Origin of the sequence: Pseudomonas sp. NPDC087358 (genome assembly GCF_044900785.1) — a bacterium.
Taxonomy (GTDB): Bacteria; Pseudomonadota; Gammaproteobacteria; order Pseudomonadales; family Pseudomonadaceae; genus Aquipseudomonas.
Window position 1 is genome coordinate 10,438 of sequence record NZ_JBJDOA010000011.1, and the last position, 14,655, is coordinate 25,092.

Genomic DNA, 14,655 nt, shown 5'->3' on the forward strand with positions numbered 1-14,655 from the left:
CTTCTACGCCCTGCGGGCAGAATCAAATCAATTAGCCTCACTCCATTCTGCTTCTGCCCGGAGGGCGTGGGAGCCTGGCTTGCCGGCGATCTGCCGGGAACCGGCAGTAGAAACAGCCAGCGCGGTGTGTCAGATGCATACCGCTCACAGGGTTTACTGCCGCTTCGCGCCAGATCGCGGGACAAGCCACGCTCCCACGCCCTGCGGGCAGAATCAAAAGCAGTCGCCGCGCTCATTCTGTTTCTACGCCCTGCGGGCAGAATCAAATCAATTAGCCTCACTCCATTCTGCTTCTGCCCGGAGGGCGTGGGAGCCTGGCTTGCCGGCGATCTGCCGGGCACCGGCAGTAGAATCAGCCGGCTCGGTGGGTCAGGTGCATAGCGTTCGCAGGGCTTGCTGGCGAGGCGTGGCCAGGGTGAGATCGTGCGTTATTGGAGTTCAGCCAGAGACGCTCTGTAACAGCACGGCTTGCCGGTGGTGGCGTATTTGAAATCGCTACCGCCGGCAAGCCGGACTGCTACAGGTGTAAAACGGACCGTCGCGTCAGATCGATCAGTCCCATTGCGGCGCCGGCAAGCCGGACTGCTACAGGTGTAAGGCGGATCGTTGCGTCAAATCAATCAGTCCCACTGCGGTGCCAAGCTGGCGGGGCTGGTCAGGCGATGGCCGCGATCAAGTCTGGCGATCTGCGCCATGTCTTCGTTGCTCAGCTTCAGGTCCACGGCCTTGAGGTTGCTTTGCAGGTTGGCGCGTTTGGTCGAAGAAGGAATCACCGCGTAGCCCAGTTGCATCGCCCAGGCCAGGGTGACCTGCGCCGGCGTTGCCTGGTGGCGCTGGGCGATCTGCTCGATCACCGGGTCTTTGAGCACTTCGCCGTAGGCCAGGGTCATGTACGAGGTGATCTTGATCCGCTGCTGCTGGGCGAAACCCACCACGGTGCGGTTCTGCAGGTAAGGGTGCAGTTCGATCTGGTTGGTGGCGATGTTCTCGGCACCGACCGCATCGATGGCTTCTTTCATCAAGGCCACGGTGAAGTTGGAGACGCCGATCTCGCGGGTCAGCCCCTGTTTCCTGGCTTCAAGCAACGCGCCCATGAATTCAGCCACCGGCACCCTGGATTGCGGCGACGGCCAGTGGATCAGGGTCAGATCGACATAATCGGTTTTCAGTTTTGCCAGGCTTTCCTTGAGGCTGGGAATCAGCTTGTCGGCAGCGTAATGGTCGGTCCAGATCTTGGTGGTGATGAACAGCTCATCGCGAGCGACGCCGCTCTGCTCGATGGCGCTGCCGACCTCGGCTTCATTGCCGTAGATCTGCGCGGTGTCGATGACCCGGTAGCCCAACTCAAGGCCGGTGGTGACCGAGTCGATGACCACCTGATCTTTCAAACGAAACGTGCCCAGGCCAAATGCAGGAACAGTCATTGAGGTACTCCATTGCGAACGTGGGAAATCGGTAGCCCAGTATCCCGGTTCGATCCCTGCGGAAAAACCGGGGGATTGGAAAGGGACTTTTTACCGGGAATCACGAATGCAATGGCACAAGCGCAAACAGCAACTGCGCTGCATGACCCTGTAGCAGTGCGGCCTGCCGGCGGCAGCGGGTTTGCTATCGCCAGCGTCGGCAAGCGGAACGCCGCCCGACCAGACGGCTACAGACCATCGTCGAGCGCGATCAGCGGTTCATGTCCAGAATCATGCAGGTGGTGGTCCCGGTCGCATACAGCCGGCCTTCGGCGTCGTAGAGCTTGCCTTCGGCCAACGCAGTCGAGCGCCCCAGATGGACCACAGTGCCTTCGGCGCGGATCGGTCCGGTCTTGTCGGTGAGGGCGCGGATATAGCTGATGCGCAGGTCCAGCGTGGTGTAGCCCTGGCCCTTTTTCAGCTGCGTGTGAATCGAGCAGCCCATGCATGAATCGAGCAGGGTGGCGGCGTATCCGCCGTGCACGATGCCCAGCGGGTTGTAGTGCTGCGGGCCGGGGGTGCCTTGAAAAATAAAGCTGCCTGGCGTCCACTCGATGGGCACGAAGTCCATCAGCTCACCAATTGGCGGATGTGGATAGAGGCCGTTGCCGATACCGTCGAAGAACTCCTGCGGCGTCAATTGCGCCACGTCCAGCAGGCTCATGCTCCCGGTTTTGCCCAGCCGGGCGCGCATTTGCGTTTCCTGGGTCTGCCACAGAGCCAGGGTTTCTTCGCGAGAAGTGCTTGTCATGGGCGTTCGCTCCGGAGCGCGTCCGGCGGGCTGCCGGATGCGGAAAAATTACGCTCATAATCCAGCTGTTCCATGACAACCGCAATACCATAAATGTCCAGTACTGGCCAAATTGCCCGCGCTGTTGATTCTGGCCTCAGGCGTGCCCGTCCTTTTTCACGAAATGCTTATGCATGTCTGCAGTCAATGCCTCCACGCGTTCGGTCAGTGCCTTGGTCAACTCTGTCAGGCGGGTATTCTGCTCCAGCAGTTCGAGCATCTGCGCGGTGTTCTGCGCCGCCCGGGACATGCGGTCTTCATTGGCCACCGCCAGCGCTTCCCGATGCTGGGCGTCCGCGTCGGCAGTGGCTTTGTCACGGGCGGACTGGCGGGTCTGCGCCAGCAGGATCAGGGGGGCGGCGTAGGCTGACTGCAGGCTGAACGCCAGATTGAGCAGGATGAACGGGTAGAGGTCGAACTTGACCAGCCCGGTCAGGTTCGCCCCGACCCACAGCAGCACGATCAGCGTTTGCGCGCCGAGAAACGTCGGGGTGCCGAAGAACCGCGCGAAGGCTTCGGCTTTCAGCGCAAAGGCGTCGTTACCGAAGGTCGGTGCCAGATGCGCGTGGCCTTTGTGAAAGCGCAGATGATCAACCTTGACCGCGGGGGCAGGGGTTTGGTCGGGCGTGGCAGGTTCAGGGGTGACAGCGGACATGAGGACTTCTCGAGGGCAGAAACATCTGCCCACTATAGGCCCCTGCTTCGTCGCCTGGTACTGAACCTGCGCTGAACCGTCGGCAGTCTTGTCAATCCACCGGATCGGGATACAACGGCTTGGACCGCTGCATGATATTGGCGTAGTCGTACACGTACTGGCGGCCTGCGTGGCTGGTCATGCGCAGGCGGTCGATCAGTTGTCGCTCTTTCTTGTTCAGGTATCTGGACCCTTGGTGGTCACTGGACTTGAGGCGATCACGTTCATGGGCGTCAGGGAAAGTGATGACGTTCGTCATGAAATATCTCCTTGGTTAAATCCTTGTGCCCGGCTCCGAGTTCCGGGTTCACCGTTTGTGCTGCGACTGCGCACCTTACCCACAAAAAGTCAGACCCTTCAACCCTGCAAATGATCAACGGGTCACAGTACGTGCGTGATCTGGAACGATTGCTGGCTGCGGTTGACATTGATGTCCAGCTCGTCGCCATCGAACTTGCCCAGCAGGGTCTGCCCCAATGGCGCCCGGCTGGTAATCACGGTCACCAGGGTTCCCTCCACGGTGACCTTCAGGCCTGCCGCATCCGGCCCCAGGAACAGATGCTGTTCGAGGCCGCTGGCCGATTCCAGGACAATCAGATCGCCCGACCGGATACCGAGCACCTGGTCGAACGGCTTGAGCGAAAGGTTCTGATACAGCGTCAGTGACTGGCGAATCTCCTCGACCCGACGTGCCTGGCCTGCGGCCAGATAGGACGCCTCAAGACCCAGCGTGTCGTACTTGTTTTCGGCGATGTTTTCTTCATGGGTCGCGGTTTCGTACGCGGTCTGGGCGGCACGAACGGCGACGTCCAGATCGACCTTGAGCGTTTCGATGATCCGTTGCAGAACCTGTTGCTTGTTCATGAATGCTGCTTATCTCGTGGAATGAATCAGCCGCAGAACTGATAGATGGCGGCGCGGCTCTTGTCGCTGGGAGCGGTCTGGTTCTGCTGCATCCAGAACTGGCATTTGGGCCCGTTGAAGCTGCGCTGACGCTCGGCCTGTTCCGCTTCCTGAGCCTGGCGGGCTTCGCTGTCGCGCAGGATCTGCCGGTACTGGTCGAACATCGGGTTATCGGCCTCGGGTTTGACTTGGGTCGCAGGCGGCGCGGTCAGCTCGGTGGCCGCCTTGCCCAACGCCTGGGTCTGCTCGGCAGGCAAGATCTTGAACAGCAGCCAGCCTGTCAGCCCCAGGGCAACAACGCCCAGCCAGATTCCTGCGGCAATGCACAACACCAACTTCAATGGACCGACAACAGGGCTCACGGACATGGCAGACTCCAGACTTGCATGTGGGCGTTGGCGGCGATTGTCGCACGTCCGGGGCTGGTGATTCTGCGCCGTTATGAAGGACAATCGGCTTTTTTGAACATCCTCGAGGAGCCGGGATGAAAGCCTCTTGGGATATTTTCTGCAGCGTTGTAGACAACTTCGGCGATATTGGCGTGACCTTTCGCCTGGCCCGGCAGCTGGTGGCCGAGCACGACATGCAGGTGCGCCTTTGGGTCGATGACCTGTCAGCGTTCGTACGACTGTGCCCCGGTGCGGACCCGGCCGCCGAGCAGCAGATGCAGGACGGCGTGCTGGTCTGTCACTGGGCAAAGGCCTGGCGCCCGGTCGAGCTGCCCGATGTCGTGGTCGAAGCGTTCGCCTGCCGTCTGCCAGCCGAGTACGTCGAGGCCATGCAGGCGCGGCAGAAACGGCCGTTGTGGTTCAATCTCGAGTACCTGAGCGCAGAAGACTGGGTGTCGGGCTGCCATGCGTTGCCATCGATCCAGTCTTCTGGCCTGCGCAAGTATTTCTTCTTTCCGGGATTTTCCAGCAAGACCGGCGGGCTGCTGCGCGAGGCCGGCCTGATCCAGAGGCGCCAGGCGTTCCAGGCCGATGGCTGCGCGCAACGGGCATTTCTTGAGCGCCTGGGCATTGTCCCGCAATCCGACACCCGGCTGATCTCGCTGTTCGCCTACGAGCATCCGGGGCTGGGCAGTTGGCTCGATTGCCTGGCCTTTGGGGAGCGCAAGACGCACCTGTTGGTGCCCGAAGGTCGCATCCTCGGCGATGTTCAACGCTGGCTTGGGGTCGAATCACTGAAAACCGGCGATCTCAATCAACGCAACGCGCTGACGGTGCAAGTGCTGCCCTTCGTTCGCCAGGAGGACTACGACCTGCTGCTCTGGTGCTGCGAATTCAACGTGGTGCGGGGTGAGGACTCCTTCGTGCGCGCGCAGTGGGCGGGGCGGCCGCTGATCTGGCACATCTATGAGCAGGACGATGACGCGCACTGGGCCAAGCTGGATGCCTTCCTGGAGCTGTATCGGGTGGGATTGTCCGAGGGCGCGGCACAGGCGCTGGCCGACGTCTGGCGCCACTGGAATGCAGGGCAGGACATGGCCTGCAGCTGGAACGCGCTGGAAAAACACCGCGCGGCGCTGGCATCCCACGCCCAGCGCTGGTGTCTGGAACAGGCCTTGCAGGACGATCTGACGACTGCGCTAGTACACTTTTACCGAAATTGGATATGATACGCGGCCTTGTATTAAGCCCTGTACGAAAAGTGGCTTTTCGTACAGGGCTTAGAAAGTACTTTCATCCAAATTCGGATACTCGTAATGAAAACTGGTAAAGAGCTCAAACCCGGCACCGTGATCAAGCTGGAAAACGATCCTTGGCTGGTCCAGAAGGCTGAATTCACCAAGTCGGGCCGTAACAGCGCGATCATGAAGACCAAGCTGAAGAACCTGCTGACCGGCTACAAGACCGAAATCGTCTACAGCGCCGACGACAAGCTGGACGACGTGATCCTGGACCGTAAGGAAGCCACCCTGTCTTTCATCAGCGGTGACACTTACACGTTCATGGACACCACCGACTACACCATGTACGAACTGAACGCCGAAGACATCGAAGCCGTTCTGCCATTCGTCGAAGAAGGCATGACCGACGTCTGCGAAGCCGTGTTCTTCGAAGATCGCCTGGTGTCCGTAGAGCTGCCGACCACCATCGTGCGCGTCGTCGACTACACCGAAGGTTCCGCGCGTGGCGACACGTCGGGCAAGGTCATGAAGCCTGCCAAGCTGAGCAACGGTACCGAGCTGCAAGTTGCCGACTTCATCGAAATCGGTGACAAGATCGAGATCGACACGCGTGAAGGCGGTTCCTACAAAGGCCGTGCTAAATAAGCATTGGTCTTGTAACGCCGGATACGAAAAAGCCCGACCATTGAGTCGGGCTTTTTTGTGGGCGCTGGGTTGGGTCGATTACCAGTTCATCTCGCTTGTCTCCCTTCGCACAGTGCGCATTGCCCTTGCCGGCGGTGATGATCTTGAGCCCGTCACCGCTGGCAAGCCGGACTGCTCCAGAGCTTCGCGTGCTTACTTCAGATGAACCTTGAGCTCTTGGGACGCCTGCAGCATCGCCGAGCGGACTTCCGGCACCTGGCTGACCACGTTGAGCAGACCGTAGTCGTGAATCATGCCGTTGTAGCGCACAGAGGTGACCGGCACACCGGCCTGATCGAGTTTGCGGGCGTAGGCTTCACCTTCGTCACGCAGCACGTCGGAACCGGCGGTCTGTATCAACGCAGGCGGCAGGCCTTTCAACTGATCCAGGGTCGCGCGCAGCGGCGAGGCGTAGATCTCGGCGCGTTGTTTCGGGTCGGTGGTGTAGTTGTCCCAGAACCACTTCATCATGTTGCGGGTCAGGAAGTGGCCCTCGGCGAACTGCTGGTACGAGCCGGTATCGAAGTTGGCGTCGGTCACCGGCCACAGCAGCACCTGGTATTTGATCGCAGGGGTGCCTTTGTCCTTGGCCATCAGGCTGACGACTGCCGCCATGTTGCCGCCGACGCTGTTGCCCGCCACCGCCAGACGCTTGCCGTCGACGTTGATTTGCTTGCCATGCTCGGCCACCCATTTGGTCGCCGCATAGGCCTGGTTGATCGCCGTCGGGTAGTGCGCTTCGGGCGAAGGCGTGTAGTTGACGAACACCGCCACCGCACCTGAGCCCTCTACCAGATCGCGAACCAGACGCTCGTGGGTCGGGTAGTCACCCAGCACCCAGCCGCCACCGTGGAAGAACATGAACACTGGCAAGGTGCCTTTCACGCCGGCCGGACGCACGATGGTCAGGCTGATGTTCTGGCCGTCGGCCGTGATGGTCTTCTGGCTGACGTCGGCCTTGGGCAGGGTCAGCTTGACCCCGGCCTGGGCGCCCGTCAGAACGGCCCGTGCATCCTTGGGCGAGAGTTGCTCGATGGGCGTGCCGCCGCCAGCGTTCAGTGCATCGAGAAACGCCTGGGTGTTGTGTTCGACGCCGGTGTCGGCTGCCGCGAAGGCGTTGCCGATCGATAGGGCGAGGAGCGAGCCGGCCAGAATCTTGCCAAAGGTGTTCATGTTCATCTCCTGCGGGGGCGGGCGGGTCGGTCAGACGGTGACGTGCAGACGGACGTCGACGTTGCCGCGAGTGGCGTTGGAGTAAGGGCAGACCTGGTGAGCGGCGTCGACCAGTGTTTGCGCGTCGGCTTGCTCCAGGCCCGGCAGGTTGATGTTCAGGTCGATGTCCAGACCGAAGCCGCCAGGGATCTGGCCGATGCCGACGTGGGCAGTGATGGAGGCGTCGGCCGGGATGCTGCGCTGGGTCTGGCTGGCGACGAATTTCAGTGCGCCGATAAAGCAGGCCGAGTAACCGGCGGCAAACAGCTGCTCAGGGTTGGTCGCTTCACCACCAGCGCCGCCCAGTTCCTTGGGGGTCGCCAGTTTCACGTCGAGGATCTTGTCGCTGGAAACAGCGCGGCCATCACGGCCACCGGTTGCGGTTGCGACTGCGGTATAGAGAGTTTGCATGGTCATTCCTCACGAGATGATGGGCTGTACATTCGGGTAAGCGTTGCGCCAAATGTTTGTGCGCTAAGCAAGTGAGATGAAATGTACTGCGCTAATGTTTAGCGCGCAAGATAAATTTTTAAAAAAATCCATGCTTTGTTCGTGAGGTAAACGAGTTTTCATATAACCAGTTGATTTATATTAGGATTTTTAAACATGTGCTTGTGCAGTTAGGATTGACGATGCCTCCCTAGCGTTCCGGCCTGCCGGCGGTAGCGATCAAGGACGCCACCGCCGGTAATCGGAACGCCGCCCGGCCTGGCTGCTACAGAGACTGCGCTGGAAACAAAAAGGGCCAGCGACAAGGCTGGCCCTTTGAAGGGGGGAGGGGTGAATCAGAGGCTGTCGTGCAGATTGCCGCGCAAGCCCAGCAGATCCTGCTGCAGCGCTTGCAGTTGCTGGATGCTGATCCCGCTGGCCGCCAGGATGCATTGTGGAATGCTTCGGGCCTTGAGCTGCAGCGCCTTACCCTGCTCTGTCAACGTCAGCAGCACCACGCGCTCGTCCTCCTTGCTGCGCGTGCGACTGATCAGCCCCTCGGCTTCCAGGCGCTTGAGCAGGGGAGTCAGCGAGCCCGGGTCAGTCAAAAGGCGCGTGCTGACTTCACCCACGGTCAAACCATCACGCTCCCAGAGCACCAGCATCGCAAGGTATTGCGGATAGGTCAGATTGAGTGCCTGAAGCAGTGGCTTGTAGACCTTGGTCATCATCAGGGACGTGGAATACAGCGCGAAACACAGCTGATTATCCAGCAGCAGAGCGTCGCAACTGCCAGCGTCAGCCGCCGTGGAGCTAGGGTCGGCGTTCATTCATTGATCCTCAATTGATCGGGAGCGACCGCTAATTTAGTGCGGCATTCTTTAATGCACCAGATAAATCCTACAATCGGCTGTCGCGAATCTCTCTATCACGATCCATTTTGCCTCGAGATCAGAGACGGTTCACGAATCGTGATCTATCACATCACGAAACGTTGTCGTTGCGTGAGCACTGCGGATTTCCTCGGCTTGCCTGACTGCGTAGCATGCTCGCAGGATTAAACCGAGGACCGCGCGTGATTGTCGATGTAGTGATGTACCTGTTGTTGGGCGCCGCCATGGGCACCTTGGGCGGCCTTTTCGGGATCGGTGGCGGGCTGGTGGCAATTCCGGCGTTGGGGTTTTTTTTCGGGCTGGATCAGCAACTGGCCCAAGGCACCGCGCTGTTGATGGTGTTACCCAACGTCCTGCTGGCGCTATGGCGTTACAACCAGCGCAATCGCATTTGCGTACGCAACGCAATGATGCTGATCGTGCCCAGCTTTACCCTGTCCTGGCTGACGTCGTTGTGGGCAGTGCGCCTCGACGCCCACAGCATGCGCATCGGCTTCGTTGCATTCCTTGTCGTCCTGACGCTGTTCAACCTGATCCAGATGTACTGGCGCAAGGGCAACGCCGGGGTCGAACTGCGCCACGGCAAATGGTTGTGGGTGCTGGGACTGGGCTCCGGGGTCACCGCGGGCCTGTTCGGCGTCGGCGGTGGCGTGATTGCCACGCCGATCCTCACCGGGGTGTTCGGCGCCACCCAAGTCGCCGCGCAAGGCCTGGCGCTGGCTCTGGCGGCGCCGAGCACTATCATCACCATGACCACCTACGCGTTGCACGGCCACGTCAACTGGCTGATGGGCGTGCCCCTGGCCATCGGCGGCCTGGCCAGTATCAGCTGGGGCGTGGCATTGGCTCACAGCCTGCCGGAGCGGTTATTGCGTTCGCTGTTCTGCGTGTTTCTGGTGATCTGCGCGATCATGCTGTGCTTCAGGGTCTGATGACGTCTAGAGCTTGAAGCCTTCGGCAATGTGATCGGCCAGGCATTCGGTAATCGGCGAGGGATTATTCGGGTTACGCAGCAGGACGATGCTCGCCGACGGCAGTGGCGGCAGCCCCTCGGCCTCACCCAGGACCCGCAGGTCCGGGGTGATCAGGCTCTGCAACTGGGCGGTGACGGCTAACCCTGCGCTGACCACAGCCATCAGCGCCGACAGGCTGGCGCTGGTATAGGCCATGCGGTATTCGCGGCCCGCCGCATCCAGCGCATTGCTCGCCCAGAGCCGACAGAAACAGTCACTGTTGAACATTGCCAGGGGTATCGGTGTTTGCTCGTGCGGGCAGAACCCCACCGCTTCGGCCCAGACGAAATGCTCCTGACGCAGGATCTGTCCGATCTCCTTGCCGGGCTCGCGGGTGACAATACTCAGGTCCAGATCCTGGCGTTGCAGCAACTGGGCCGACGAGTCGCAATGCACCTCCACCTGGATCAGCGGATAGGCCTGGGCGAACCGCGAGAGGATGCCGGGCAGGAAACGCATGACGTAATCGTCCGGCGTGCCGATCTTCACCGTGCCGATCATGTGCGGTTCGCGCAGCGTGTTGAACACCTCGCTGTGCAGTTTCAAGATGCGCCGGGCATAACCCAGCAGCACTTGGCCTTCGGGAGTCAGGTTCAATACCCGGCCGTCTTTCTGAAACAGCGGGCGCTGGACCACGTCATCTTCCAGCCGCTTCATCTGCATGCTGACCGCCGACTGCGTGCGGTTGACCAGTTCGCCAGCCTTGGTAAAGCCGCCCTGATCGGCGATGGCGACGAAGGTGCGCAACAGTTCGCTGTCGATGCTCGGGTAGGTGGCCATTACATCAATCTCCCAGATGCAGTGCATAAGAAACATTCGTTGGATTGATCTTAAGCCCGGCGCGAGAATCTGGCCATCCCCACTTGGAGGGCAAGGTCATGAAAAGTCAAAAAGGTTACGTACTGGTCACCAAAGTAGCGTCTCGGCAAACCCTTCTGGGGCAGTGGTGGAACTCGGCCATGTCGCACATCGGGCGTTGGCGCAAGTTGCACAACCAACGGATCGAGCTGGGCAGCCTGAGCGACGATGCGTTGAAGGACATTGGCCTGAGTCGTGCCGATGTCTACAGGGAAACCGAGCGGCCGTTCTGGGACGATCCAATGAAACACTGACGTGGATCCTGGCAGCCACAGGGCTTGCCGGAATCAACGCCGGTGCCCCCGCCGCTGCCGGCAAGCCTGCTGCTACAAATGCGCGATGGGATCGGGTAGGTTTGTGCATCGACCAGGAGGTCCTGAATGCTCGCAACACTGCCCATTCAACAGCTGTCCCTCAAACAGGCGCGCCGTCTGGCGCTGGCGGCGCAGGGGTTCAGCAACCGTCAGCCGCCTGCAACGGTCAAGTCCAGCCATGTCACGCAACTGATCGAGCGCCTGGGCGTGCTGCAGATCGATTCGGTCAACGCGCTGGTGCGCTCGCACTACCTGCCGCTTTATTCGCGCCTGGGCAACTATCCGCAAAACCTGCTGGATCAGGCTGCATGGAGCCAGGGTCGGCAACGCAAACTCTTCGAGTACTGGGGGCACGAGGCATCCTTGTTGCCGGTTGAACTGTACCCGCTGATGCGCTGGCGTATGCAGCGGGCGGCTCGAGGGCAAGGCATCTATCAGCAGATGGCCAGGTTCGGGCGTGAACAACAGCCAACCATCGCCAGGGTGCTGCAGCTGGTCCGTGATCAGGGTGCACTGGGTGCCGGCAGCATCAGCACTCGCCAGGAACGCGCCGGACCCTGGTGGGACTGGAGCGCCGAAAAGCATGCGCTGGAGTGGTTATTCGCGGCCGGAGAAGTCACCGTGGCCGGTCGCCGTGGCTTCGAGCGGTTGTATGACCTGCCCGAACGGGTATTGCCGTCGGCCGTCGTCAACCAGCCAATGTTGAGCGAAGCGGATGCCCAGCGTGGGCTGCTGCTGCATGCGGTCAGGGCGCTTGGGGTGGGAACGGAAAAAGACATCCGTGATTATTTCCGCCAGGATCCGGCACCGGCCAGGGCAGGTCTGGCTGAGCTGGTGGAGGACGGCGCGGTGCAGGTGATTCAGGTGCAGGGCTGGAAACAGCCTGCCTATGGGCTGCCTGAGTTCAGCGTGCCGAGAAAAATCACCGCCAGTGCCTTGCTTTCGCCGTTCGATTCACTGATCTGGGAGCGAGCGCGAACCGAGCGCCTTTTCGATTTCCATTACCGGCTGGAAATTTATACCCCGGCGCACAAGCGGGTGTATGGCTACTACGTGCTGCCGTTTCTGCACAACGAACGCATCGCCGCCCGTATCGATTTACGCGCCGAGCGAGCGGCGGGCAGGTTGGCGGTCCATGCGGTCCATGAAGAACAACCGGGGCTGGATGAGGAGGGGATGCAGGCGCTGGCGATAAACCTGCGGCGCCTGGCCGACTGGCTGGGTTTGCCGCAGGTGCTGATCAACTGCCAGCGCGCCAGTGCCGCACGTTTGCGGGTAGCGTTCGTCGGTGCGGGGTTACAGCATTTTTGAGCGCGGCGCCATGTCCCAGGCCTGCACCGAACCTTTGTAGGAGTGAGCGTGCTCGCGATGGCTTTTTCCAGACGCTGCAACGGTGTCTGATGGACCGCCACCGCGAGCACACTCACTCCTACCGTGGAGGAAACTCCGCGTACTATCGACGCACCTGCTTCAGCGTCTCGGCGATCAGAAACGCCAGTTCCAGCGACTGGTCGGCGTTCATCCGTGGATCGCAGTGAGTGTGGTAGCGGTCCGACAAGCCATCTTCGGTAATCGGGCGTGCGCCGCCGATGCATTCGGTGACGTTCTGCCCGGTCATTTCGATGTGGATGCCGCCGGCATAAGTGCCTTCGGCCTGGTGCACCTGGAAGAACTGCTTGACCTCGCCCAGGATCTGCGCGAAATCACGGGTCTTGTAGCCGCTGCTGGCCTTGATGGTGTTGCCATGCATGGGGTCCGAACTCCACAACACCTTCTTGCCCTCGCGCTCCACTGCGCGGATCAGTGCCGGCAAATGATCGCCGACCTTGTTGGCGCCCATGCGCGCGATCAGATTCAGGCGCCCCGGATCGTTCTCAGGGTTGAGGATGTCGATCAGGCGAATCAGATCGTCGGTGTTCATGCTTGGGCCGACCTTCACCCCGATCGGGTTTTTTACCCCGCGCAGGAACTCGACATGGGCGCCGCCGAGTTGCCGGGTGCGATCACCGATCCACAACATGTGCGCCGAACAATCGTAGAAGTCGTTGGTCAGGCTGTCGCGGCGGACGAAGGCTTCTTCGTAGTTCAGCAGCAGGGCTTCGTGGGCTGTGAAGAAACTGGTTTCGCGCAACTGCGGCGAGCTGTCCATGCCGCAGGCGCGCATGAAGGCCAGGGTCTCGTCGATGCGGTCGGCAAGCTGACTGTATTTGTCCGACAGCGCAGAGCCTGCGATGAAATCCAGGTTCCACTGGTGCACCTGATGCAGATCGGCGAAACCGCCTTGCGCAAAGGCGCGCAGCAGGTTGAGGGTGGCGGTGGACTGATGATAGGCCTGCAGCAGACGGTCCGGGTCCGGCACGCGGCTTTTTTCATCGAAGCCGATGCCGTTGACGATATCGCCGCGATAGGCGGGCAGGGTCACGCCCTCCACCGTCTCATCGTTGGACGACCGCGGCTTGGCGAATTGGCCGGCCATGCGCCCGACCTTGACCACCGGGCAGCCTGCGGCGAAGGTCATGACGATTGCCATCTGCAACAGCACTTTGAAGGTGTCGCGGATTTTCGCCGCAGAAAACTCGAAGAAGCTTTCGGCGCAGTCGCCACCCTGCAAGAGGAACGCCCGACCCTCGGTCACCTCGGCAAACTGACGACGCAACTCGCGAGCCTCACCGGCGAACACCAGCGGCGGGTAGCTGGCCAGCGTCTGCTCGACACGCAGCACATGACCGGCATCGGGGTATTGCGGTTGCTGCTCGATAGGCAGGCTGCGCCAGCTGTCGGGGCTCCAGGGTTGGCTCATGATGAACTCTGATTCAGTGCGATCGGACGCCCATGTTAGCAGTTCGGCCCGATAATTTGCGTGACCTGCCGGCCCCCCTTGCCCGACAATCCCCGCTTTCGAGGACCGAAGACTAGGGTCCCTGTAACAGTCCGGCTTGCCGGTGGTAGGTTTGTCAAATCCCCACCTGCCGTAAGTCGCACAATCAAATGACCACTCGCATAGAGAGCAGTAATGACCGAGGAGCGTGTAGAGCGCGTACTGGCTGAGGTTCACGACGACTTCGGCATGATCCGCGTGCTGGAAGTCGCGGACTACCGCTTCCTGGAATTTGGCGATGCCATCGAGCAGAGCTGTACGTTCACGGCTGATCCGGCGTGGCTTGAGTATGACTACACCCGCGCCATGCTGATCGGCGCCTTGTGTCACCAAGCGCCGGAAAGTGCGTTGTTCATGGGGCTCGGCGCGGGGACCCTGACTCAGGCGTGCATGAAATTCCTGCCTCTGGAAGATATCGAGGCGATCGAACTGCGCCCGGACGTGCCGCGTCTGGCGATGGAGTACATGGGGCTGGCGGATGATCCACGCCTGTACATCCGCATCGGCGACGCGCTGGAGCTGTTGCCCAGTGCGGAGGACGCCGATCTGATCTTCGTCGACTTGTACAACGACACCGGCCCTGCGGTGGGGCATCTGGCCTGGGGGTTTCTGGAAAAATGCCAGCAACGCCTGAACCCCGGCGGCTGGCTGATCATCAACCAGTGGGCGTCCGATGACGGCAAACCCCTGGGCGCAGCGCTGCTGCGTGGGCTTTATCACCGCCATTACTGGGAGCTGCCGGTCAAGGAAGGCAATGTGATCCTGATCGTGCCCGCCGACCTGGATCAGGTGCTGGACACGGACGCGCTGATCGCCCGCGCCGAAACCCTGGCGCCGCAACTGGGTTACTCGCTGCTGACGCTGATCAAGGCCCTGCGCCCGGCAACCTGATCC

Annotated in this window: 17 protein-coding genes; 6 read left to right on the forward strand and 11 right to left on the reverse strand. The window is 60.9% G+C overall.

Translation table 11 applies throughout. The features are described 5' to 3' along the window. Positions 1-620: 620 nt before the first annotated feature. From dkgB to ACI2KS_RS22390, 6 genes are all read right to left on the reverse strand, one after another. Entirely contained in the window at positions 621-1,424 is an 804-nt protein-coding gene (gene dkgB, locus ACI2KS_RS22365; RefSeq protein ID WP_404623192.1) for a 2,5-didehydrogluconate reductase DkgB, read from the reverse strand. A 250-nt stretch (positions 1,425-1,674) separates the two neighbouring features. Next, positions 1,675-2,214 (reverse strand): PaaI family thioesterase, encoded by a 540-nt coding sequence (locus ACI2KS_RS22370; RefSeq protein WP_404623193.1) that lies wholly within the window; start codon positions 2,212-2,214, stop codon positions 1,675-1,677. A gap of 136 nt (positions 2,215-2,350) precedes the next feature. Continuing rightward, complete coding sequence (locus ACI2KS_RS22375; RefSeq protein WP_404623194.1) at positions 2,351-2,908, reverse strand: DUF1003 domain-containing protein; 558 nt, start codon at positions 2,906-2,908, stop codon at positions 2,351-2,353. 91 nt (positions 2,909-2,999) lie between these two features. After that, positions 3,000-3,206, reverse strand: coding sequence for a hypothetical protein (locus ACI2KS_RS22380; protein WP_404623195.1), 207 nt, complete (start codon positions 3,204-3,206; stop codon positions 3,000-3,002). A 122-nt stretch (positions 3,207-3,328) separates the two neighbouring features. After that, a complete protein-coding gene (locus ACI2KS_RS22385) occupies positions 3,329-3,811 on the reverse strand; it encodes a transcription elongation factor GreAB (protein ID WP_404623196.1) in 483 nt (160 codons plus the stop codon). 26 nt (positions 3,812-3,837) lie between these two features. Continuing rightward, positions 3,838-4,218 carry a hypothetical protein gene (locus tag ACI2KS_RS22390; protein WP_404623197.1) on the reverse strand — a complete coding sequence of 127 codons (381 nt, stop codon included), beginning with the start codon at positions 4,216-4,218 and terminating at the stop codon, positions 3,838-3,840. Positions 4,219-4,334: 116 nt separating this feature from the next. Here ACI2KS_RS22390 and earP point away from each other — a divergent pair, with 116 nt between their 5' ends. Both earP and ACI2KS_RS22400 read left to right on the forward strand, forming a co-directional pair. Further along, the gene (earP, locus tag ACI2KS_RS22395; protein WP_404623198.1) at positions 4,335-5,468 is read left to right on the forward strand and encodes an elongation factor P maturation arginine rhamnosyltransferase EarP; all 1,134 of its coding nucleotides are present in this window, start codon (positions 4,335-4,337) and stop codon (positions 5,466-5,468) included. Between the two features lie 87 nt (positions 5,469-5,555). Next, positions 5,556-6,125 (forward strand): elongation factor P, encoded by a 570-nt coding sequence (locus ACI2KS_RS22400; protein WP_296255209.1) that lies wholly within the window; start codon positions 5,556-5,558, stop codon positions 6,123-6,125. Between the two features lie 192 nt (positions 6,126-6,317). On the opposite strand, the gene ACI2KS_RS22405 is transcribed toward ACI2KS_RS22400, so the two are convergent. From ACI2KS_RS22405 to ACI2KS_RS22415, 3 genes are all read right to left on the reverse strand, one after another. Beyond that, on the reverse strand, positions 6,318-7,337 hold the full coding sequence (locus tag ACI2KS_RS22405; protein WP_404623199.1) for an alpha/beta hydrolase: 1,020 nt from the start codon (positions 7,335-7,337) through the stop codon (positions 6,318-6,320). Positions 7,338-7,367: 30 nt separating this feature from the next. Continuing rightward, positions 7,368-7,787 (reverse strand): organic hydroperoxide resistance protein, encoded by a 420-nt coding sequence (locus ACI2KS_RS22410; RefSeq protein WP_404623200.1) that lies wholly within the window; start codon positions 7,785-7,787, stop codon positions 7,368-7,370. A gap of 374 nt (positions 7,788-8,161) precedes the next feature. Then, the gene (locus ACI2KS_RS22415; protein WP_404623201.1) at positions 8,162-8,635 is read right to left on the reverse strand and encodes a MarR family winged helix-turn-helix transcriptional regulator; all 474 of its coding nucleotides are present in this window, start codon (positions 8,633-8,635) and stop codon (positions 8,162-8,164) included. 263 nt (positions 8,636-8,898) lie between these two features. On the opposite strand from ACI2KS_RS22415, the gene ACI2KS_RS22420 reads away from it, so the two are divergent. Beyond that, positions 8,899-9,630, forward strand: a complete 732-nt coding sequence (locus ACI2KS_RS22420; protein ID WP_404623351.1) for a sulfite exporter TauE/SafE family protein — start codon at positions 8,899-8,901, stop codon at positions 9,628-9,630. 6 nt (positions 9,631-9,636) lie between these two features. Here ACI2KS_RS22420 and ACI2KS_RS22425 read toward each other — a convergent pair whose 3' ends face one another. Continuing rightward, positions 9,637-10,491: a LysR substrate-binding domain-containing protein gene (locus tag ACI2KS_RS22425; RefSeq protein WP_404623202.1), complete on the reverse strand. Its 855-nt coding sequence runs from the start codon at positions 10,489-10,491 to the stop codon at positions 9,637-9,639. 98 nt (positions 10,492-10,589) lie between these two features. Between ACI2KS_RS22425 and ACI2KS_RS22430 the strand changes: the two genes are divergently transcribed. After that, entirely contained in the window at positions 10,590-10,823 is a 234-nt protein-coding gene (locus ACI2KS_RS22430) for a DUF1127 domain-containing protein (protein WP_404623203.1), read from the forward strand. A gap of 126 nt (positions 10,824-10,949) precedes the next feature. After that, the gene (locus ACI2KS_RS22435) at positions 10,950-12,194 is read left to right on the forward strand and encodes a winged helix-turn-helix domain-containing protein (RefSeq protein ID WP_404623204.1); all 1,245 of its coding nucleotides are present in this window, start codon (positions 10,950-10,952) and stop codon (positions 12,192-12,194) included. Between the two features lie 142 nt (positions 12,195-12,336). Here the strand turns inward: ACI2KS_RS22435 and ACI2KS_RS22440 are convergent, their stop codons facing one another. Beyond that, positions 12,337-13,683 (reverse strand): class II 3-deoxy-7-phosphoheptulonate synthase, encoded by a 1,347-nt coding sequence (locus ACI2KS_RS22440; protein WP_404623205.1) that lies wholly within the window; start codon positions 13,681-13,683, stop codon positions 12,337-12,339. A 213-nt stretch (positions 13,684-13,896) separates the two neighbouring features. Between ACI2KS_RS22440 and ACI2KS_RS22445 the strand changes: the two genes are divergently transcribed. Further along, the gene (locus tag ACI2KS_RS22445) at positions 13,897-14,652 is read left to right on the forward strand and encodes a spermidine synthase (protein ID WP_404623206.1); all 756 of its coding nucleotides are present in this window, start codon (positions 13,897-13,899) and stop codon (positions 14,650-14,652) included. Positions 14,653-14,655 lie beyond the last annotated feature (3 nt).

Excerpts from the sequence above, each read along its gene's own strand:
- dkgB (WP_404623192.1), bottom strand. The coding sequence starts at position 1,424 with ATGACTGTTCCTGCATTTGGCCTGGGCACGTTTCGTTTGAAAGATCAG.
- ACI2KS_RS22370 (WP_404623193.1), bottom strand. The coding sequence starts at position 2,214 with ATGACAAGCACTTCTCGCGAAGAAACCCTGGCTCTGTGGCAGACCCAG.
- ACI2KS_RS22375 (WP_404623194.1), bottom strand. The coding sequence starts at position 2,908 with ATGTCCGCTGTCACCCCTGAACCTGCCACGCCCGACCAAACCCCTGCC.
- ACI2KS_RS22380 (WP_404623195.1), bottom strand. The coding sequence starts at position 3,206 with ATGACGAACGTCATCACTTTCCCTGACGCCCATGAACGTGATCGCCTC.
- ACI2KS_RS22385 (WP_404623196.1), bottom strand. The coding sequence starts at position 3,811 with ATGAACAAGCAACAGGTTCTGCAACGGATCATCGAAACGCTCAAGGTC.
- ACI2KS_RS22390 (WP_404623197.1), bottom strand. The coding sequence starts at position 4,218 with ATGTCCGTGAGCCCTGTTGTCGGTCCATTGAAGTTGGTGTTGTGCATT.
- earP (WP_404623198.1), top strand. The coding sequence starts at position 4,335 with ATGAAAGCCTCTTGGGATATTTTCTGCAGCGTTGTAGACAACTTCGGC.
- ACI2KS_RS22400 (WP_296255209.1), top strand. The coding sequence starts at position 5,556 with ATGAAAACTGGTAAAGAGCTCAAACCCGGCACCGTGATCAAGCTGGAA.
- ACI2KS_RS22405 (WP_404623199.1), bottom strand. The coding sequence starts at position 7,337 with ATGAACACCTTTGGCAAGATTCTGGCCGGCTCGCTCCTCGCCCTATCG.
- ACI2KS_RS22410 (WP_404623200.1), bottom strand. The coding sequence starts at position 7,787 with ATGCAAACTCTCTATACCGCAGTCGCAACCGCAACCGGTGGCCGTGAT.
- ACI2KS_RS22415 (WP_404623201.1), bottom strand. The coding sequence starts at position 8,635 with ATGAACGCCGACCCTAGCTCCACGGCGGCTGACGCTGGCAGTTGCGAC.
- ACI2KS_RS22420 (WP_404623351.1), top strand. The coding sequence starts at position 8,899 with ATGTACCTGTTGTTGGGCGCCGCCATGGGCACCTTGGGCGGCCTTTTC.
- ACI2KS_RS22425 (WP_404623202.1), bottom strand. The coding sequence starts at position 10,491 with ATGGCCACCTACCCGAGCATCGACAGCGAACTGTTGCGCACCTTCGTC.
- ACI2KS_RS22430 (WP_404623203.1), top strand. The coding sequence starts at position 10,590 with ATGAAAAGTCAAAAAGGTTACGTACTGGTCACCAAAGTAGCGTCTCGG.
- ACI2KS_RS22435 (WP_404623204.1), top strand. The coding sequence starts at position 10,950 with ATGCTCGCAACACTGCCCATTCAACAGCTGTCCCTCAAACAGGCGCGC.
- ACI2KS_RS22440 (WP_404623205.1), bottom strand. The coding sequence starts at position 13,683 with ATGAGCCAACCCTGGAGCCCCGACAGCTGGCGCAGCCTGCCTATCGAG.
- ACI2KS_RS22445 (WP_404623206.1), top strand. The coding sequence starts at position 13,897 with ATGACCGAGGAGCGTGTAGAGCGCGTACTGGCTGAGGTTCACGACGAC.